This window comes from Thioalkalivibrio sulfidiphilus HL-EbGr7 (genome assembly GCF_000021985.1).
GTDB lineage: Bacteria > Pseudomonadota > Gammaproteobacteria > Ectothiorhodospirales > Ectothiorhodospiraceae > Thioalkalivibrio_A > Thioalkalivibrio_A sulfidiphilus.
The window spans coordinates 1,485,794-1,503,820 of the sequence record NC_011901.1 but is presented as its reverse complement, the minus strand read 5'-3'; the positions used below and the strand labels follow the sequence as shown (position 1 = coordinate 1,503,820).

The 18,027-nt window shown below is 67.2% G+C and carries 17 protein-coding genes and 1 pseudogene; 11 read left to right on the top strand and 7 right to left on the bottom strand.

Going from position 1 to position 18,027, the window contains the following annotated elements; genetic code table 11:
- Positions 1-35 precede the first annotated feature (35 nt).
- Positions 36-1,430 (bottom strand): GGDEF domain-containing protein, encoded by a 1,395-nt coding sequence (locus TGR7_RS07045; RefSeq protein ID WP_012637973.1) that lies wholly within the window; start codon positions 1,428-1,430, stop codon positions 36-38.
- A gap of 202 nt (positions 1,431-1,632) precedes the next feature.
- On the opposite strand from TGR7_RS07045, the gene TGR7_RS07040 reads away from it, so the two are divergent.
- From TGR7_RS07040 to TGR7_RS07025, 4 genes are all read left to right on the top strand, one after another.
- On the top strand, positions 1,633-1,941 hold the full coding sequence (locus TGR7_RS07040; protein WP_012637972.1) for a hypothetical protein: 309 nt from the start codon (positions 1,633-1,635) through the stop codon (positions 1,939-1,941).
- A gap of 100 nt (positions 1,942-2,041) precedes the next feature.
- A complete protein-coding gene (locus TGR7_RS07035; protein ID WP_012637971.1) occupies positions 2,042-2,881 on the top strand; it encodes a DUF4412 domain-containing protein in 840 nt (279 codons plus the stop codon).
- Between the two features lies 1 nt (position 2,882).
- Complete coding sequence (locus tag TGR7_RS07030) at positions 2,883-3,410, top strand: C40 family peptidase (RefSeq protein ID WP_012637970.1); 528 nt, start codon at positions 2,883-2,885, stop codon at positions 3,408-3,410.
- A gap of 111 nt (positions 3,411-3,521) precedes the next feature.
- The gene (locus tag TGR7_RS07025) at positions 3,522-4,013 is read left to right on the top strand and encodes a DUF302 domain-containing protein (protein WP_012637969.1); all 492 of its coding nucleotides are present in this window, start codon (positions 3,522-3,524) and stop codon (positions 4,011-4,013) included.
- 117 nt (positions 4,014-4,130) lie between these two features.
- On the opposite strand, the gene TGR7_RS17890 is transcribed toward TGR7_RS07025, so the two are convergent.
- The 3 genes from TGR7_RS17890 to TGR7_RS07010 all read right to left on the bottom strand — a co-directional run bounded on the left by TGR7_RS17890 (position 4,131) and on the right by TGR7_RS07010 (position 7,508).
- Positions 4,131-6,017 (bottom strand): thioredoxin domain-containing protein, encoded by a 1,887-nt coding sequence (locus TGR7_RS17890; protein ID WP_012637968.1) that lies wholly within the window; start codon positions 6,015-6,017, stop codon positions 4,131-4,133.
- Between the two features lie 298 nt (positions 6,018-6,315).
- Entirely contained in the window at positions 6,316-6,762 is a 447-nt protein-coding gene (locus TGR7_RS07015; RefSeq protein WP_012637967.1) for a nuclear transport factor 2 family protein, read from the bottom strand.
- On the bottom strand, positions 6,759-7,508 hold the full coding sequence (locus tag TGR7_RS07010) for an SDR family NAD(P)-dependent oxidoreductase (RefSeq protein ID WP_012637966.1): 750 nt from the start codon (positions 7,506-7,508) through the stop codon (positions 6,759-6,761). The genes TGR7_RS07015 and TGR7_RS07010 overlap by 4 nt, the downstream gene beginning before the upstream one ends.
- 79 nt (positions 7,509-7,587) lie before the next feature.
- Between TGR7_RS07010 and TGR7_RS07005 the strand changes: the two genes are divergently transcribed.
- The 4 genes from TGR7_RS07005 to TGR7_RS06990 are packed head-to-tail and all read left to right on the top strand — an operon-like array spanning position 7,588 to position 12,293.
- Positions 7,588-8,547 carry a MerR family transcriptional regulator gene (locus TGR7_RS07005; RefSeq protein ID WP_012637965.1) on the top strand — a complete coding sequence of 320 codons (960 nt, stop codon included), beginning with the start codon at positions 7,588-7,590 and terminating at the stop codon, positions 8,545-8,547.
- Complete coding sequence (locus tag TGR7_RS07000) at positions 8,525-10,099, top strand: cryptochrome/photolyase family protein (RefSeq protein ID WP_012637964.1); 1,575 nt, start codon at positions 8,525-8,527, stop codon at positions 10,097-10,099. Before TGR7_RS07005 ends, TGR7_RS07000 begins: the two co-directional genes overlap by 23 nt.
- Positions 10,096-10,842 (top strand): SDR family NAD(P)-dependent oxidoreductase, encoded by a 747-nt coding sequence (locus TGR7_RS06995; protein WP_012637963.1) that lies wholly within the window; start codon positions 10,096-10,098, stop codon positions 10,840-10,842. The genes TGR7_RS07000 and TGR7_RS06995 overlap by 4 nt, the downstream gene beginning before the upstream one ends.
- Positions 10,842-12,293: a cryptochrome/photolyase family protein gene (locus TGR7_RS06990; protein ID WP_012637962.1), complete on the top strand. Its 1,452-nt coding sequence runs from the start codon at positions 10,842-10,844 to the stop codon at positions 12,291-12,293. Before TGR7_RS06995 ends, TGR7_RS06990 begins: the two co-directional genes overlap by 1 nt.
- Positions 12,294-12,474: 181 nt before the next feature.
- Here TGR7_RS06990 and folE read toward each other — a convergent pair whose 3' ends face one another.
- From folE to TGR7_RS06975, 3 genes and pseudogenes are all read right to left on the bottom strand, one after another.
- Positions 12,475-13,014, bottom strand: a complete 540-nt coding sequence (gene folE, locus TGR7_RS06985; RefSeq protein ID WP_231363546.1) for a GTP cyclohydrolase I FolE — start codon at positions 13,012-13,014, stop codon at positions 12,475-12,477.
- A gap of 112 nt (positions 13,015-13,126) precedes the next feature.
- Complete coding sequence (locus TGR7_RS06980) at positions 13,127-13,918, bottom strand: DUF3429 family protein (protein ID WP_012637960.1); 792 nt, start codon at positions 13,916-13,918, stop codon at positions 13,127-13,129.
- A pseudogene (locus TGR7_RS06975) lies at positions 13,915-14,449 on the bottom strand (glutathione peroxidase). The gene TGR7_RS06980 and the pseudogene TGR7_RS06975 overlap by 4 nt, the downstream one beginning before the upstream one ends.
- Positions 14,450-14,597: 148 nt before the next feature.
- Here TGR7_RS06975 and TGR7_RS06970 point away from each other — a divergent pair.
- Genes TGR7_RS06970 through TGR7_RS06960 form a run of 3 tightly spaced genes read left to right on the top strand, consistent with a single transcriptional unit; the run spans position 14,598 to position 17,928 of the window.
- The gene (locus TGR7_RS06970) at positions 14,598-15,935 is read left to right on the top strand and encodes an NAD(P)/FAD-dependent oxidoreductase (protein WP_012637958.1); all 1,338 of its coding nucleotides are present in this window, start codon (positions 14,598-14,600) and stop codon (positions 15,933-15,935) included.
- On the top strand, positions 15,932-16,705 hold the full coding sequence (locus tag TGR7_RS06965; protein ID WP_012637957.1) for a DUF1365 domain-containing protein: 774 nt from the start codon (positions 15,932-15,934) through the stop codon (positions 16,703-16,705). Before TGR7_RS06970 ends, TGR7_RS06965 begins: the two co-directional genes overlap by 4 nt.
- Positions 16,705-17,928: an SAM-dependent methyltransferase gene (locus tag TGR7_RS06960; RefSeq protein WP_012637956.1), complete on the top strand. Its 1,224-nt coding sequence runs from the start codon at positions 16,705-16,707 to the stop codon at positions 17,926-17,928. Before TGR7_RS06965 ends, TGR7_RS06960 begins: the two co-directional genes overlap by 1 nt.
- Positions 17,929-18,027 lie beyond the last annotated feature (99 nt).

Sequence of the window (18,027 nt, the reverse complement as noted above, 5' to 3'; positions counted from 1 at the left end):
ATCTGCATGTGCTGCGCACGCTCCGCCGAGCCCGCCTAGGCGATCACCACCCGATTCCTGCCCAGCGCCTTCGCCTGGTAGAGCCGCTCGTCCGCCGTGTGGGTCAGCGACTTCATGTCCGCGCCGTCCGGCCCCAGCTGCGCGCAGCCCACACTGACGGTGACGTGCAGCACCACCCCCTGCACCGGGATATCCAGGCCCTCCAGTTTCACCCGGATGCGTTCGGCCACGTCCCTGGCGCCCGCCAGGTCCGTGTCCGGCAGCAACACATGAAACTCCTCGCCGCCCACACGGGCCAGCAGGTCGGAGGGGCGAAGGCTCTGCTGGATCGCCTCGGCCACCTGCTTGAGGACCTCATCCCCGGCCAGATGGCCGTAGTCGTCGTTGATGCGCTTGAAGTGATCCAGATCCAGGCACAGCAGCGACAGCGGCGCACCATGGCGCTCTGACCTGGGCACCTCCATGTCGGCCCGTTCCACCAGCTGACGCCGGTTGGCCACGCCGGTGAGCGCATCGGTGGAGGCCAGTTGTTCAAGCTTGCGGTTGGCCTCCTGGACCTGCAGCAGGGCCTCCTGGGTCCAGGCCTGCTGCTCGCGCAGCTGCGCCATCATGTCCATCTGGCTGTAGACCGTGGAAAAGGACCGGGTGGTGTGGAAGGCCTGCACGATGCCGTAGCTGAGCATGAAGAAACCGGCCGCAAAGATGCCATGGCCCAGCCACCACAGGTGGTTCCAGGGGGTGGCGAGCAGGAATGCAAGGGAGGCCTGGGCGAAGACCGCCAGAGAGACCATGTAGACGGTCATCAGGGGAGAACGGGTACGCAGCACCGCCATGACCAGGATGCCGGCCAGGGACAGCAACATGGCCCCGGTCTCCAGGCCCACGAGCACGGGACGAGCCTGCGCCCAGGGCAGCTGGCCGAGGTAAGCGGCAATCCCCATGATGAGCATGAACACCCCCAGCCCTGCCAGCCAGAATTGATACCGGCAGCGCACCGGCAGGACATCGGGCAGCGCGCGGTAGCGCAGCAGGGCGATGAAGAAACAGGCGGCCATCACCAGCCTCGAGGCGGGTCCGAAGATCAGGAACAGCGCCAGCCCTTCGTCCACGATACGGGTGAGAAAGCCGTGGGGCAGGTAGATGACGGTGAAGCCCAGAAAGCCCAGGGCCAGCCAGCGCAGGAAGACCTCACCCGAGGCCCGGTAGCAGCGCCAGGTAACGTAGGTGGCGAAGGCACTCAGGGCGATGGCGATGCCGATGGCCACCTCGTGGAACAGGTGGTGCTCGAAGCGCAGCGCCGGATCCTGGAAGCTGTAGACGTAGGCGATGGCAATGAGCGGCGTCAGGGCGAAGCCGGCGATGAGCAGGCGATGGTAGGCCAGGGTGAGTCTCTGGATCAGCCAGCCGGCCTCGCCCTGTTGTTCGTCCATCGAGCCCACTCCGTGTTCGCGGGACACTGCGGCCGCCACCAGGGATGGTCCAGCACCGCGATGACTGTGAAAAAGCGCAGGGATATCATGCGCTTTTTTCTCGCCAAAGGTGAAACTACCCCTTTACGGCTATCACACTACGAGCTTCGCAGGTCCATACTGCATACTCTAGTCATAGACCGAAACCCACGGGACACGACCCATGACCGATCACGACGACGACCACGCCGAACTGACCAAGGAGCAGAAGATCCTGCGCATCATGCAGTCGGTGCTCACCGACGTGGCCCGGGACACCCATGCGCCACCCGGCATGAAGCATCCCCTGAGTGACAAGACCATCCAGAACATCCGCGATTGCCTGAGCCTGATCACGGCGCGTCAGCAGGAGCTGGCCGAGGCCCTGGGGCAGGACATGAACATGCGCCCCCGCTACGCGGATGAACCGAGAAAGAGCGACACGGTGGTGCCCATCAACATTGATGCCCTGCGCAAGAAACCGGAGTCGTGACAGCGGTCTCGAATCCGTCCGGTTCCGTCGGGGCCTGCTTGGTACATCCACCCGCCCTTGGGCTATGATCCGGATATTCTCTCATCGTCCGGAGTCCTTGATGCGCCCTCGTTCCCGTCTTGCCGCCCCTGCTCTCAGCCTGGCCCTTGGGCTGGCCGTTGCCAGCACCAGCACCGCGCTGCTGGCGGACATGACCCTGCACTTCACAGACTCCGATGGCGCCACCGGCAGCCGCCTCATGATCAAGGGCGAGCTGGTACGCATGGAGGAACAGGCGGAAGACCGCAGCGTCATCTACAGCCTCTACGACAGCCGCAAGCGCACCCTGACCATGATCATCGACGAGGAGCAAAGCTACAGCGAACTGACCGAGGAAGGGCTCAAGGCCCAGGCCGGTGAGATGCGCGCGGTGCAGCAGGAGTTCGTGCAGCAGATGCGCGAACAGATGGCCCAGATGCCCCCCGAGATGCGCCAGCAGATGGAGCAGCAACTGATCCAGATGGGCTTTGACCCGGCCGTCATGGCCGGCAGCGAGGCGCCGATCCGGGACTCCTCCTCACTCACCACCCGCAAGACCGGAGAGACGAGCACCATCAACGGTGTGCGCTGCGATCACATGGAGGTGCTGCTGGAGGGTCGGGTCACCAACCAGATCTGCGTCGCGTCCCCCGATCGCATCCGCATGAACCGCGCGGACTTCGCCACCCTGAAGAACCTGTTCGAGTTCATGCAGAACCTGTCCGACATCGCCCTGTCCATGGGCGGGCCGGCGGCCGCCGAGATCGGCGCCGAGATGCTGCCGGTGGTGGACGGCATCCCGGTGCAGGTCAGGAACATGGCCGACGGCTCCACGGTCACCCTGGTCTCCAGTTCCGGCGAGCGACTCTCAGCGGATCTGTTCAGGATCCCGGAAGGTTACCAGCCGGTGGCCCCTTTCTGAGATGGCAGGCGCGGTGCTCAACGGGCTGACAGGTATCGGGCGTCTCGCCGCAGCCCTGCTGCTGGCCAGCCTGCTCGGCGCCTGCGCCAGCACCGCACCGCAGCGCCCTGCCGCTAGCCTGCCGCCTGTGCTGCCGGATCAGGGCAGCCTGCACCCTGCCCGGGCGCAGGTGATCAACACCGCGCTGGCGCAACTGGGCACACCCTATCGATTTGGCGGCGACACCCCCCGGGGCTTCGACTGCAGTGGCCTGGTTCAGTATGCCCACCAGGCGGCGCGCATCCCCGTGCCGAGGCAGACCGGTGATCAGGCCGCCCACGCACGCCCGGTACCGGCCCAGGCCCGGCAACCGGGGGACCTGCTGTTCTTTCGCATCAACGACAACAAGCCCTCCCACGTGAGCATCTACCTGGGCAACGGCCAGTTCGTGCACGCCCCCTCCTCCGGCGGCCACGTGAGCATCGAGCGCCTGGACAATCCCTACTGGGCGCCCCGCCTGCTGCACGTGGGCCATTACTTTCCGGACTGATTGCACACCCGAGCGGTTAAACTGCCGGGATCAGCATGACTGGAACCCTCAAGGTCCGACACGTTCCAACATTTCATAACCCCAAAAAAATCCATGCATTCCGGAGTCATCATGAAATCCAGAATCCTCATCGCCCTCGTCACCTGCCTGTGCCTGTTCTCCCAGGCTTCCCTCGCCAAGGAACCGCTGCTGGAGACCGAGCACATGCGCGTCTACAGCGTCGAAGGGGAGTTCGCCACCTACCGCGAGGCCCTGGAGATGGCCATCACCAACCGCGGCATCGTGATCAACAACGTGGCCTACATCGGCAACATGCTCAAGCGCACCGCCGCCGACGTGGGCGGCAAGCCCCTGTACCAGGAAGGCGAGGCCCTGGAGTTCTGCAGCGCGGTGATCTCCCGGCGCATGATGGAGGCGGACATCCACAACATCGTGTTCTGCCCCTACATCGTGGCGGTCTACGTCACCAAGGCGGAGCCAAACACGGTCTACGTCTCCTACCGTCGTCCCATTCCCGTGGGTGACGATGCCTCCAGGGAAAGTCTGATGGCCGTGGAGGAACTGCTGGAGGAGATCGTGCAGGAGACCCTGGACGCCTTCTGACGGCAAGAATAGAGGGACGAACACTGTGTAGGTCTCTGCCCCCTTGCCGAGTACTTGAGCCACACAAACGAACCCCGCCATTCGGCGGGGTTCGTTTTTTCATCACATCAAGTCCACTCAGTTCGTGCCTGACGGGCCCGAATCAACGCCTTCCAGGCCATGCAGATACAGGATCTGGCTGGCATGTACAAAAGGCGTCTCCACCAGGTTGCGGGTCAGGCTGGATGGCGCCTGAGCCGCCCGCTCACGGAGTGCCTGATGACCCACCTGGCCAAGGATGCGGTCGGTCGTGCGCTTCAGGCTCGCGCTGGTGGACGGCAGGGGCGTGTCTTCGAGGTGCACCAGGCGCGGCGCACCGGGCAGTACCGGCTGACGGCTGGGACGCCAGCCGTCGTCGTTGTGGAACAGCTGCCAGGCCCGCTCAGCAACCAGGCTCGCCTGAGACCAGACCTTCTCATCACCCGTGAACGCCGCCCAGTCCGCGAGACCGCGGGCCACGAAGGCGTAGTCCTCAAGCTCGCCCTCGCCCACCGGCGCGCCCGCGGCGTCCAGGGCCCTGGGCAGGCCGCCGTCGCGCCACATGGCGGAGATCATGCGTGCATGCAGGGCGGCGCCGGCCTCGGCGGCGCGCCGGTCGTGGGGGGCCGCCGCCGCCAGGGCCGAGAGGGTCAGGCCGTTCCAGGCCACCACCACCTTGTCATCCACCGGCAGCACCCGTGAGGCCCGGGCCTCCATCAGCTGGCTGCGCGCCTGCTCCAGCAGTGCCTCGACCCGGTCCTGTTCCATGCCAAGCAGTTCTGCCACCTGGGCCGCGCTGCGCGCAATGATGGGCAGGTGGCCATGTTCTAGGATCGGCGTGGTGTCGAAGCCCCAGGCGGGCTGCACCACCCGCCAGGCCTCGTCGCCGATGATCCCGCGCACCTCCTCCGGCGACCACAGGTAGTAGCCGCCCTCCACGTCCTGGTCGTCCACGGCGGACAGGCTGGCCACGTAATCTCCACGGCCCGTGGCCATGCCCTGGATCATGAAATGCACCGTGTCGAGGGCCACCCGACGGTAGTCCTCGCGGCCGAAGACCTCGGCGGCGCGCAGGTAGACCTCGGCCAGCAGGGCGTTGTCGTAGAGCATCTTCTCGAAGTGCGGCACCTGCCAGCCCGGATCCTCGGTGTAGCGGTAGAAACCGCCGCCCAGATGATCCCTCAGCCCCTGGCTCGCAATGGTGTCCAGGGTCACTGTCAGAAACTCGTCCAGCCAGGGCTCGTCGCGCAACTGGCGCGCCTCCAGCAGGGCCAGCAGCTGCGCCGCCTGGGGGAACTTGCTCTGGTTGCCGAAGCCGCCGCTCATCTTGTCGGCCAGGCCGCGACTGGCGTTGATGAAACGGTCCAGCAGTTCGTCCACGTTGATGCCCTGCACCGGGGCCTGCCGGGCCCGTTCCAGCTGCGCCAGTTCCAGGGCCGCCTGGCGGGTGATCTCGCGCAGGTTGTCCTTGTCGGACATCCAGTGGGCGTGGACCCGCTCCATGAAACCGTCGAACTCATCGGGGGGCATGTAGACGATGCCCACCAGCGGATAACCATCGGGTGTGAGGATCACGTTCAGGGGCCAGCCGCCGTAACCGCGGGTCACCTGCACGAAGTTCATCAAGCGCGCGTCCAGGGCCGCGTCCAGCTCACGGTCCACCTTCACGGGCACGAAACCGGCGTTGATGCGCGCGGCAATGTCCTCGTTCTTGAAGCTCTCCCGCTGCATCACGTGGCACCAGTGGCAGGAGAAGTAGCCCACGGACACGAACATGAGCCGGTCGTTCTCCCGCGCCAGTTCCAGGGTGGCGTCCTCCCAGGCCTGCCAGAGCACCGGGTCGTCCTGGTGCAGGCGCAGGTAGGGCGACGGGCTCCCGGCCATGCGGTTCTCCATGCCCAGGGTCTCGGCCTGGGCCGGCAGCGTGATGAGCGCCAGGGACAGCAGGGCGGACAGGGCAAGAAACAGGGGTCGGACGGTATTCATGCACACTCCTCGGTGGTCCGGTGGTGGCACGAGGACGTGGCTCGCGCCTGTATGTGTTGTTCTATCTGTAAACCGACGCACCAGACGGCCGGATTCTTCCCGCACGGCGAGCCCTGCCAGTGCAGCAGGGCCTACTCCCGACCTGTCTCGCGCCGTCGGCTTCCAGGTGAAACATAGGGCGGGCCGTGCCCGCCTGCTGACCGCGACACTGCGGCTGACGGCGGCCACGGGCCGCCCTATGCGCGAAGGAAGCCAGCACTGCGCCGTCAGCCGCCCTGATGCGGCATCCGGCCTGGGCTCACTCGGCGGACAGCTTGCGCCGCAAGGCTCGCAGCAGCGCGCCGAACATCGGGATGCGTTCGTAGAGCGCTGCCGCCGGGTCCCAGTAATCCACGTGCTCCAACACCCGGCCCGCCTCGTCGAACACCACGCGGCTCATGCCGTCCACGTCCAGGGCCATGCGTCGCCCGACGGTGGGACCATCGGTGAAGCGCCAACGGATGAAGGCGGTCTGCCCGCTCAGGGCCCACTCCCGCACCTCGAAGCGGGGCGCCGGACAGACCCTGTACATGTGCTCGAATACCGCGCGGATGGCGGGCACGCCGCTCACGTCGTTGAACGGGTCCTTGAAGCGGGCCCTGTGAGTAAACAGTTCATCGAGCCTGTCCAGGGATTGCGGCGTCAGGGTGGCGAAGAACTCCGCGTAGGCCCTGACCCGCTCGGCGAGATCCACGGTGCCGTTCATGCCGACACCATGCGCCGCGCGATGCGCAGGTAGAGGCCGTTGGGCAGCAGCCTCAGCAGGCCCATCATGAGGGCGAAGCGCCAGGGAAAGCGGATCTCGAAGGCATCATTGTGCAGCCCCTTCATGATGGCCTCGGCGGCCTGTTCCGTGGTCATGAGGAAGGGCATCTCGAAACGGTTCTTGTCCGTGAGCGGGGTCTTCACGAAGCCCGGGTTGATCACCCGCAGGCGCACCCCCTCGGCGGCCAGTTCCGGCTGCAGGGATTCCGCCAGGCTGATCAGCGCCGCCTTGGTGGCCCCGTAGGGCGCGGCACGGGGCAGACCCCGGTAGCCGGCCAGGCTCGCGGTGATCAGGATCTGCCCCCGCCCCCGGGCGCGCATGGCGGGCATCACGGCGGCCAGGCCGTGGACCACGCCCAGGTAATTCACCTCCATGAGACGCCGGAAAAGGCTCACATCGAAGTCGTCTAGCCCCATGGGCTCGTAGTCGCCGGCATTGAGGATGCAGAGTTCAACCGGTCCCAGTTCCGCCTCGATGCGCGCAGCCAGGGCCGCGAGCCCCTCGGGGTCGGTGACATCCCCGGGAAAGCTGGACAACTGCGCGGGCGATGCCTGGCACAGGGCCTCCAGGCGCTCCGCCCGCCGGGCAGTCAGCGCCACCTGCCAGCCGGCGTCGGCCAGGCGCCGCGCCAGCTCGGCCCCAATGCCGCTGCTCGCACCGATCAGCCATGCCACGGGTGATTCCATGGAAACCCTCCGGATTACCTGTAAAATATTTGTACGCGAAACACTGGATCCTTTATACAATTGTTGTACAATTATTTCCATGGCGATCACCACGGACTCCATTGAAGACCTGCCGACCGAGGAAGGGCTGTTCCCCATCCGCACGGTGTGTGCACTGACGGGCATTCATCCCGTGACCCTGCGCGCCTGGGAGCGCCGCTATGGCCTGATCCGGCCCAAGCGCACACCTAAGGGCCACCGCCTCTACAGCGGCGAGGACATCGAACTCATCAACCGGGTGTTGCGCCTGCTGGACCAGGGCGTGTCCATCGGCCAGGTGGGACAGCTGCTGGAGAGCACCGAGACGCCGCCCGCCGAGAGCACGGCTGCGCCCCAGACCCCGCCGCCGGGACGCGACAGCCGCGGCTGGAACGACTACCGCATGCGCCTGCGCGAGGCCATCGGCAGCCTGGATGTCCCCGCCATGAGCGCCACCTGGGAAGACGCCCTGTCGCTGTTTTCCCTGGACACGGTCATCCAGCAGCTCGCCCTGCCCCTGCAGCGCATGCTCCAGGAACGCCCCGTGACCGACGTGGTGGCCGGTGCCGAACTGGCCTTCTTCAACCGCTGGCTGCGCCAGACCCTGGACACCCGCCTGCGCCAGCAGCAGTGCTGCGCCGACGCCATGCACGTGCTCGCCGTGCCGATGCACGAATCCCCGGGGGACCTGGGCCTGCTGCTGTTCGCCCTGGCCGCGGCACAACGGGGCATTCACGCGCACCTGCTCACCACCGGGGCCCCGGTGGCCGGGCTCGAAACCCTGGCCCGGCGCGCCGACGCCAGCGCCATCGTGCTCTACAGCGACAGCCCCCTGCAGCACAGCGCCCGGCTGGCCCACTGGCCCGGCGCCGAGGCGGGTGGCGAGCGCCTGCCGGTGTTCGCCATGGGTCCCGGCTTCGAGCCGCTGCCGCCCGCCCTGGAACTCATCGGCGCCCAGTCCCTGGGCACCGACCCGGACAAGGCCGCGAGACGGCTTCATGGAAGCCTCCTCCAGGTCTGAGCTTGGCCCGCCAGTCAGACACCTGATCGTCGTGCTGGGTGACCAGCTGGACCCTCGTGCGCGTCCGCTCGTCGCGCTGGATCCCGCCCGGGACTGCCTGTGGATGGCGGAGGTGACCGGCGAATCCACCCACGTCTGGTCCCACAAGGCCCGCTCCACCCTGTTCCTGGCCGCCATGCGCCACTTCCGGGACGCCTGCCTACAGGCCGGCCGTCCCCTGGTGTATCACCGCCTCGGCCACCATCCCCATGGCTCGCTCGCCGAGGCCCTGGCCACGGACCTGGCGCGACTGCGCCCCGAGAGGGTGATTCTCACCCGGCCCGGCGACCATCGGGTGCTCCAGTCCCTCACCCGCGTCTGCGATTCGGCCGGCGTGCCCCTGGAGATCCGGGAGGACGCACATTTTCTCGTCTCACTGGAGTCGTTCAGGCACTGGGCCGGGCGGCGCAAACAGACCCGGCTGGAGCACTTCTACCGCCACGTGCGCGAACAGATGGGTGTGCTCATGGAAGACGGCGAGCCCGCCGGCGGACGCTGGAACTTCGACACCGAAAACCGCAAGCCCCTGCCCAGGGCAGGCCCCGGGATGCTGCGGGCCCCCCTGGGCTTCGAACCCGATGCCCTGACCCGGGAAGCCATGGCGGACGTGGAACGCCATTTCCCAGACCACCCGGGCTCCCTGGCTTCCTTCGACTGGCCGGTCTCCCCGGAACAGGCCCGGGCGGCGCTCGAGGACTTCATCGACCACCGCCTGCCCGCCTTCGGCCCCTATCAGGATGCCCTGTGGACCGGCGAGCCCTGGCTCTACCACGCGCGCATCAGTGCGGCCCTGAACCTCAAGCTCATCTCCCCCCGTGAGGTGATCGAGGCCGCCGAGGCCGCCTGGCGGGAAGGCCGCGCGCCCCTGGCCTCGGTGGAGGGTTTCATCCGCCAGGTGCTGGGCTGGCGTGAGTACGTGCGCGGCCTGTACTGGCAGCACATGCCCGAGTGGCTTGAATGGAACGCACTGGAGGCCGGGGAGGCGCTGCCCGGCTTCTACTGGACTGGGGAGACGGACATGCGCTGCCTGGCCGAGACCCTGGGGCAGACGCTGGAACTCGGCTATGCCCACCACATCCAGCGGCTCATGGTCACCGGCCTGTTCGCCCAGCTGCTGGGCGTCAGACCCCCTGCGCTCCATGAATGGTACCTGGCGGTGTACGTGGACGCGGTGGAGTGGGTGGAGCTGCCCAACACCCTGGGCATGTCCCAGTACGCCGACGGCGGGCGCATGGCCTCCAAGCCCTACGTGGCCTCGGGCCAGTACATCAAACGCATGAGCAACTACTGCGAGCACTGCCGCTACCGGCCGGACCAGGCCGTGGGCGAGCAGGCCTGCCCATTCACCACCCTGTACTGGGACTTCCTGGACCGGCACCGGGCAAGATTCTCCAGGCACCCGCGCACGACCCTGCAATGGCGCAACCTGGAACGTATTTCCCCCGAGCGCCTGGCGGCCATCCGCAGGAAGGCTCAGGACATCCGCACAACCCTCACCGGAGACCGAACATGACCCGCACCGCACTGATCACCGGCGCCGCCGGCGGACTCGGCCAGGCCGCCACCACCATGCTGCAGTCCCGGGGCTGGCGGGTGGCCGGCGTGAGCCGGGATGCCGCGCGCCTGTCCGGCACATCCGAGCAGTTCCTGCCTATCCAGGCCGACGTCTCCACCGGCGCGGGCGCGGAGCAGGCGCTCGCCGCCTGCATGGAGGCCTTCGGCGCACCGCCCGATGCCCTGATCCACGCCGTGGGCAGCACCCTGCTCGCGCCCCTGCACCGCACCGACGAGGACACCTATCGCCAGACACTGGCCGCCAACCTGGACAGCGCCTTCTTCACCCTGCGCGCCTATGTGCAGGCGGCGCTGAAGGCGAAACGGCCCGGCAAGGTGGTCCTGGTCAGCTCCGTGGTGGCCCGGGTGGGTGTCTCCAACCACGAGGCCATCGCCATGGCCAAGGGTGGCATCGAGGCCCTGGTACGCTCGGCGGCCGCCACCTATTCCCCCCAGGGCATCCGCATCAACGCCATCGCCCCGGGCCTGACCCGCACGCCGGCCACGGAACGCCTGTTCTCGGCCCAGACGGCGGAGGAGCAGATTCGCGCCCAGTATCCCCTGGGCCGCTACGGCGCCGCCGAGGACCTGGCCCGGGCCGCCTGCTGGCTGGTCTCCGAGGAGGCCGACTGGATCACCGGACAGGTGCTGCCCGTGGACGGCGGCTTCACCGCCGTGCGCCCCATGGTGAGGGCCCGGTGATGAAGACCCTGCTCTGGTTCCGGCGCGACCTGCGCCTGACCGACAACCCGGCGCTGGCCCGGGCGCTGGAAGACGGCGAGGTGATCCCCGTCTACATCCATGCCCCGGAGGAGGAAGGCGACTGGGCACCCGGCGGCGCGAGCCTCTGGTGGCTGCACCACAGCCTCGCCGCCCTGGGCGAGGACCTGCGCGCCCGGGGGGTGGATCTCGTCATCCGCCAGGGTGCGAGTCTTGAGACCCTGCAGGCCCTGATCCGGGAGACCGGGGCCCAACAGGTGCTCTGGAACCGGCTCTACGAACCGGCGCTGATTGCCCGGGACACCGGCATCAAGCAGCAACTGCGGGATCAGGGCATCCGGACGCAGAGTTTCAATGCCGCCCTGCTGTTCGAGCCCTGGACCGTGGCCAAGCAGGACGGCACCCCCTACAAGGTGTTCACCCCCTTCTGGAAGGCCTGCCTGGGTCTGGGCGTGCCGGTGGACGTGACGCCTGCGCCCGAACGCATCCAGGGTCCTGCACAGCTGCCGCCGGGCGAGACGCTGAAATCCCTGGGCCTGCTGCCCGACATCGACTGGGCCGCGGGCTTTACCGAACTGTGGCAGCCCGGCGAGGCCGGCGCCCTGGCACGCCTTGCGGAGTTCATGGACGAGGCGGTGGCGGACTACGACGAGATGCGCAACCGCCCCGACCGGGACGGCAGTTCACGTCTCTCCCCCTACCTGCACTTCGGTGAGATCGGCCCCCGCCAGGCGGCCGCCGCCTGCCAGGTAGCCAAGGACCGGCATGGCGGCAAGGCGGCCCACCAGGGCATCGACAGCTTCCTGCGCGAGATCGGCTGGCGGGAGTTCGCCCATCACCTGCTCTACCATTTCCCCCGGACCAGCGACGAGCCCCTGGACCCGCGCTTTCGCAAGCTGCCCTGGCGCGAACTGGATGAAGAGACGCTGCGGGCCTGGCAGCGGGGCCGCACCGGCATCCCCCTGGTGGACGCCGCCATGCGCGCCCTGTGGGCCACCGGCTGGATGCACAACCGGGTGCGCATGATCGTCGCCTCCCTGCTCACCAAGAACCTGGGCGCCCACTGGCTCACCGGGGCCCGCTGGTTCTGGGACACCCTGGTGGACGCGGACCTGGCCGGCAACACCCTGGGCTGGCAGTGGACCGCCGGCTGCGGCGCCGACGCCGCCCCCTACTTCCGGGTGTTCAATCCCGTGCTCCAGGGCGAGCGCTTCGACCCCAACGGCGACTACCTGCGCCAGTGGGTGCCGGAACTGGCGAAGCTGCCGGCGAAATACATCCACAGGCCCTGGGAGGCGCCCGAGGCGATCCTCAAGGCGGCGGGTGTGCGCCTGGGCGGCAACTATCCACGGCCCATCGTGGATCTCGCGGAAAGCCGCCGGCAGGCGCTGGAGATGTGGGAGGTGATTAAAGGAACGAAGGATGAAGGATGATGTTTAGCCACAGAGGGCACAGAGGTCACAGAGAAAAAATCATTGCGGTAGGAGGCCCGACTTCGGGCCGAACAGCGGTGGTCGGCCTGGCATCGATGTTCGGGGCGAGGTCGCCCCTCCTACAAGGGTTTTCTCTCTGTGACCTCTGTGCCCTCTGTGGCTAAAACGCCTTTCGCCTTGTCTATCTGATCAAGCCCATGAATTCCGCACGGGTGCGGGCATCGTTACGGAAGGTGCCGGTCATCATGGAGGTGGTCATGGTGGAGTTCTGCTTCTCCACGCCGCGCATCATCATGCACATGTGCTTGGCCTCCATGACCACCGCCACGCCCCGGGCATCGGTCACCGACTCGATGGCCTCGGCGATCTGGCGCGTGAGGGTCTCCTGGATCTGCAGGCGGCGGGCGAACATGTCCACGATGCGGGCGATCTTGGACAGACCGATCACCCTGCCCTTGGGCAGGTAGGCCACGTGGCAGCGGCCCAGGAAGGGCAGCAGGTGATGCTCGCACAGGGAGTAGAACTCGATGTCGCGCACCAGCACCATCTCGTCGTTGTCGGTCTCGAACAGGGCGCCGTTGACCAGCTCGTCCAGGCTCTGGTGATAACCGCGGGTCAGGTAGGACATGGCCCGGGCCGCGCGCAGCGGGGTGCCGATCAGGCCGTTGCGATCGGGGTCCTCCCCGAGGCCGCGGATGATGCGGGTGTAGTCCTCGGCCATGCGCTGTTCGGCATCGGCACCGGGAAAATCGTCTTCCTGCTCGCAGCAGTCGTGATGGCTCATCAGGTATTCCTTCGCTTGTGCTTTCATCGTCGTCTCACTCCTGATGCGTTTAAGGAATTGCCAACAGAATCAGCCAGGCCGTGGCCAGCGTAATCATGACTGCCGCACTCAGGATAAGTCTCAAGCGGCGATAATACCCGGGCCAGCCCAGTTGCGCACCGAAACGGCCGTCCACCGCCAGGATCAGGGCGAACAGGGCCACCTGCAGGGGCAGGGCCCAGTCCACCGGCAGCAGCAGCGTCAGCCAGGCCAGGATGGAGGGCACCACGGCCCAGACCATGGCCCTGCCCGCCTGCCCCGCCGGGAAACGTCCGGCCAGGGCCTGGCCCCAGTGCACCGCCCCCAGGAAGGTGGCGATCACCGCGCCGTAGGCGGCCAGCCAGGCGCCGGCAGAGTCCCGGGGCAGCGGCATCCCGAACAGCAGCATCAGCAGACCCACCCCGAAGGGCACGAGTCCCGCGTAACCCAGGGCCTTGACCAGGGCGACCGGTGGCAGGGAGGCCCCGGGGGTCGCCGGGGTCACGTCCCGGCCGGTGACCAGGGGATGGCCGAAAAACTCCACCTGCCCGCCCACGAACTGTCCGTCGATAAACACCTGGGGCAGGGTCTCCCAGTCCGTACGGGTCTTGAGTCCCTGGAAGCGCTCCCGCTGCTCACCACTGCCCATCTCCATGAGCACCTCCCGCACCCGCACCTCCGGATGCCGGGAGAGCCAGCTCTTGAGCGGGCGCACATCCGTGAGCCGGGAGCGGAAGATCACCACCTCCGCGCCCGCCAGGGCCTCATCCAGCCAGCCGGCAGGGCTGTGGTCTGCCGGATGTACGGGGGCCTGTGCGCTCACAGAAGCGCCTCGATGGCCCGGATCAGGGCAGGATCCTCCGGGGTCACCCGGCTCGGGAAGCTGCCCACCACGCGGCCCTCACGGTCGATCAGGTACTTGTGGAAGTTCCAGGCCGGGAACTCCCCCCGCCTCCCGGGCCAGTCCCCGGTACAGGGGATCGGCCTGCTCCCGGGCGGCGTGGGTCTTCTCGAACATGGGGAACTGCACCCCGTAGGTCAGGCGGCAGAACTCCAGGATCTGTTCCTCGGTACCCGGCTCCTGGCCACCGAAGTCATTGGAGGGGAAGCCCATGACCACCAGTCCACGGTCCTGGTAGCGGGCGTACAGGGCCTCCAGGCCCTCGAACTGGCGGGTGAAGCCGCACTTGCTGGCGGTGTTGACCACCAGCATCACCTGGCCGCGATAGGTCTCGCACAGGTTGATGGCTTCACCCCCGGTCAGGGGGCGCTTGTTCACGTTCAGGTAGTCGGGACAGGCGGCCTGCGCGGCGGGCACCGCCAGCAGCACTGTCAGGATCGCAAGGAAGCTCATTCGGCGCATGGCATTGACTCCTTCAACAGAGACCCCCGGGTCTCGATCACAAAATAGTTGTACACCAATTTACAAAAATTGTACAGATGGTGTATAAGTATTGCATCGGCTTTATTCAAGGCCAGAACCCCACGCCCAGGAGCGTCCCATGATCCACGCAGATTCCCGCATCGCAGTCATCGGCGGCGGCATTTCCGGCCTGGCCAGCGCCTGGCTGCTGGACAAGCGCCACCAGGTCACCCTGTTCGAGCGCAATCATTACGTGGGCGGCCACAGCAACACCCTGATGGTAGACGGCCCCCGGGGTCCGGTGCCGGTGGACACCGGCTTCGTGGTGTTCAACGAGCACAACTACCCGGAACTCACCAGCCTGTTCCGCCACCTGGGCGTCGCCTCCCAGGACACCGACATGTCCTTCAGCGCCTCGATCGGCGACGGGCGTATGGAGTACGCGGGCACCAACCTCAACACCCTGTTCGCCCAGCGCGGCAACCTGGTGCGGCCGCGCTTCCTGCGCATGGTGCGCGACATCCTGCGTTTCAACCGCCACGGCAAGGAACTGCTGGAGACCCACTGGGTACCGGACGTGAGCCTGGGCGACTACCTGTTCACCGAAGGTTACGGCGCCGGCTTCCGGGACGACTACCTGCTGCCCATGGCCGCGGCCATCTGGTCCTGCCCCACCCGGCAGATGCTGGACTTCCCGCTCATCTCGTTCCTGAACTTCTTCCGCAATCACGGCCTGCTCAACGTCACCGACCGGCCCCAGTGGCGCACCGTCACCGGCGGCAGCCGCGTGTACGTGCGCCGCATGCTGGACACCTTCAACGGGGACGTGCACACCGGCTCCCCGGTGGTGCAGGTGCGTCGCCGCCCCGACGGGGTGCAGGTGCGCTGCGCCGATGGTCGGGTGGAACGCTTCGACCAGGTGGTCATGGCCAGCCACGCCGACGAGACCCTGTCCCTGATCGAGAACCCGAGCGAGGCGGAGCGCCAGGTGCTGGGGGCCTTCCGCTACCAGCCCAACCGTACCCTGCTGCACACCGATGCCCGCCTGATGCCCAAGCGCCGGGCGGTGTGGTCCTCCTGGAACTACCTGGCCAGGGATTTCGGTGACGGCGGCCCGCAGGTCTCGGTGACCTACTGGATGAACCGCCTGCACCGCCTGCCGGAGAACGAGGGGCCCTACCTGGTGAGCCTGAACCCGCTCACCGAACCCCGGGAGGAGACCATCATTCGCGAGATGACCTACCAGCATCCGGTGTTCGATGCCGCCGCCATGGCCGCACAGAAACGGGTGCCGGGCATCCAGGGCGCGGACCGCCTGTGGTTCTGCGGTGCCTGGTGCGGCTACGGTTTCCACGAGGACGGGCTCAAGTCCGCCGAGACCGTGGCCTGGCGCCTGGGCGTGAGCCCGCCGTGGCTCGGCGAGTCCCGCGAGCCTGCGCACATTCAGACCAGGCCCGACCGGGTGGCGGCGGCGTGAACACCGCCCAGCCCGCAGCACGCATCTATCACACGCAGGTGATGCACCAGCGTCGTTTCCCCGTGGGTTATCGCTTCGTGTACCCGGTGTTCAGCCTGCTGCTGGACATCGACCGTCTGGATGAGACCAGCCGGAAATCACGCCTGTTCTCCTTCGAGCGCTTCAACCTGCTGAGCGTGCGCACCAGGGATCACGGACCCCGGGACGGCAGCCCCTGGCGCCCCTGGGTGGAGGCGAAGCTCGCGGAACACGGCATCCGCCTGGACGGCGGGACGATCCGGCTGTTGTGCATGCCCCGGGTGCTGGGTTACGCGTTCAACCCCCTGAGCGTGTGGTTCTGCCATCACCGCGACGGCAGCCTGCGCGCGGTGATCTGCGAGGTGAGCAACACCTTCGGCGAACACCACCACTACCTGCTGCACGAGGCGGGCCGGCCCATGCAGAGCCCGGTGCGGCAGCAGCGGGACAAGATCTTCCACGTCTCGCCGTTCATCGACATGGACGCCGAGTACCGTTTCCGCATCTCCGTGCCCGACGAGAAGCTGCGGGTGCTGATCCACGAATACCAGCAGGGCGAACTGATGCTGGTCGCCACCCAGACCGGCGAGGCACGCCCGTTCACCGACGCACAGCTGCTGCGCACCTGGCTGCGCATGCCGCTGATGACCTTCAAGGTCATCACCATGATCCACTGGCAGGCCCTGAAGATCTGGCTCAAGGGCGCCCGATACCACAGCAAGCCCGCCCCGCCCCGAGAGGAGATGTCCTGATGTCCACGCCTTCCGACCGCGTTGCCTCCGCACTGAGCATTCCCAAGCTGCCCCTGCCCCTGCGCTGGCTGGTCAGCCGCCTGGGACAGCTGGAGTACGGCGAACTGACCCTGATCGCCGCCGATGGCAATCGCCACACCCTCACCGGCGAGCACACGGGTCCCTCCGCCAGCATCCAGATTCACCGTCCCTTGCGACTGCTGCGCCGCCTGCTCACCCGGGGCGACATCGGTTTCGCGGAAGGGTACATGCAGGGGGAGTGGAGCACGCCGTGCCTGAGCGCCCTGCTCACCCTGGGCGCCCTGAACGAGCACCGCCTGTCCGGCGTGGTCGAGGCCAACCGGCTGAGCACCTTCATGGGCAGGCTGCGTCACCTGATGAACCGCAACAGCAAGCGCGGCAGCCGGGCCAACATCTCCTTCCACTACGACCTGGGCAACGAGTTCTACAAGCTCTGGCTGGACGAGACCATGACCTATTCCAGCGCCGTGTTCGCGTCCCGGGACGAGGCCCTGGAGAGTGCGCAGACCCGCAAGTATCAGCGCCTGCTGGACAGCCTCGATGCCGAACCCGGCGCGCACATCCTGGAGATCGGTTGCGGCTGGGGCGGCTTCGCCGAACTGGCTGCCCGTCAGGGCTACCGGGTCACCGGCCTGACCCTGTCCCGGGAGCAGCTGGACTTCGCCCGCAAGCGCATGGAGAAAGCCGGACTTTCCGAGCGCGTGGACCTGCGTCTGCAGGACTACCGCGATCTGGACGAGCAGTTCGATCACGTGGTGTCCATCGAGATGTTCGAGGCCGTGGGCGAGGCATACTGGCCCACCTATTTCGAGACCGTGCAGCGGGCGCTGCGCCCGGGCGGGCGCGCCGCACTGCAGGTGATCACCATCGACGAGGCGGTGTTCGAGCGCTACCGCAAGGGCGCCGATTTCATCCAGCTCTACATCTTCCCCGGCGGCATGCTGCCGTCGGTGGAGCGCTTCAACGCCGCGGCCGAGGCCGCGGGACTGGATGTGGGCACCCAGAGCTTTCACCGCCTGGACTATGCCGAGACCCTGGCCCGCTGGCACCGCCAGGTGATGGCCCACGCCGACGTGCTGCCGGCGCTCGGCTACGACGAGCGTTTCCTGCGCACCTGGCGCTACTACCTGAGCTACTGCGAGGCGGGCTTCAGGACCGGCCGCACGGATCTGATGCAGGCGCTTCTGCACAAGCCGGCGTGATGAAAAGCTTGACCGCGAAGGGCGCGAAGTTTTTTCAATCAATCATTCCTTGGCGACCTTCGCGCATACCTTCGCGCCCTTTGCGGTAAGGCTTTCCAA

Excerpts from the sequence above, each read along its gene's own strand:
- TGR7_RS07025 (WP_012637969.1), top strand. The coding sequence starts at position 3,522 with ATGAAATCCAGAATCCTCATCGCCCTCGTCACCTGCCTGTGCCTGTTC.
- TGR7_RS06970 (WP_012637958.1), top strand. The coding sequence starts at position 14,598 with ATGATCCACGCAGATTCCCGCATCGCAGTCATCGGCGGCGGCATTTCC.
- TGR7_RS07015 (WP_012637967.1), bottom strand. The coding sequence starts at position 6,762 with ATGAACGGCACCGTGGATCTCGCCGAGCGGGTCAGGGCCTACGCGGAG.
- TGR7_RS07030 (WP_012637970.1), top strand. The coding sequence starts at position 2,883 with ATGGCAGGCGCGGTGCTCAACGGGCTGACAGGTATCGGGCGTCTCGCC.
- TGR7_RS07010 (WP_012637966.1), bottom strand. The coding sequence starts at position 7,508 with ATGGAATCACCCGTGGCATGGCTGATCGGTGCGAGCAGCGGCATTGGG.
- TGR7_RS06995 (WP_012637963.1), top strand. The coding sequence starts at position 10,096 with ATGACCCGCACCGCACTGATCACCGGCGCCGCCGGCGGACTCGGCCAG.
- TGR7_RS07045 (WP_012637973.1), bottom strand. The coding sequence starts at position 1,430 with ATGGACGAACAACAGGGCGAGGCCGGCTGGCTGATCCAGAGACTCACC.
- TGR7_RS06990 (WP_012637962.1), top strand. The coding sequence starts at position 10,842 with ATGAAGACCCTGCTCTGGTTCCGGCGCGACCTGCGCCTGACCGACAAC.
- TGR7_RS07040 (WP_012637972.1), top strand. The coding sequence starts at position 1,633 with ATGACCGATCACGACGACGACCACGCCGAACTGACCAAGGAGCAGAAG.
- folE (WP_231363546.1), bottom strand. The coding sequence starts at position 13,014 with ATGGCCGAGGACTACACCCGCATCATCCGCGGCCTCGGGGAGGACCCC.
- TGR7_RS07035 (WP_012637971.1), top strand. The coding sequence starts at position 2,042 with ATGCGCCCTCGTTCCCGTCTTGCCGCCCCTGCTCTCAGCCTGGCCCTT.
- TGR7_RS07000 (WP_012637964.1), top strand. The coding sequence starts at position 8,525 with ATGGAAGCCTCCTCCAGGTCTGAGCTTGGCCCGCCAGTCAGACACCTG.
- TGR7_RS07005 (WP_012637965.1), top strand. The coding sequence starts at position 7,588 with ATGGCGATCACCACGGACTCCATTGAAGACCTGCCGACCGAGGAAGGG.
- TGR7_RS17890 (WP_012637968.1), bottom strand. The coding sequence starts at position 6,017 with ATGAATACCGTCCGACCCCTGTTTCTTGCCCTGTCCGCCCTGCTGTCC.
- TGR7_RS06960 (WP_012637956.1), top strand. The coding sequence starts at position 16,705 with ATGTCCACGCCTTCCGACCGCGTTGCCTCCGCACTGAGCATTCCCAAG.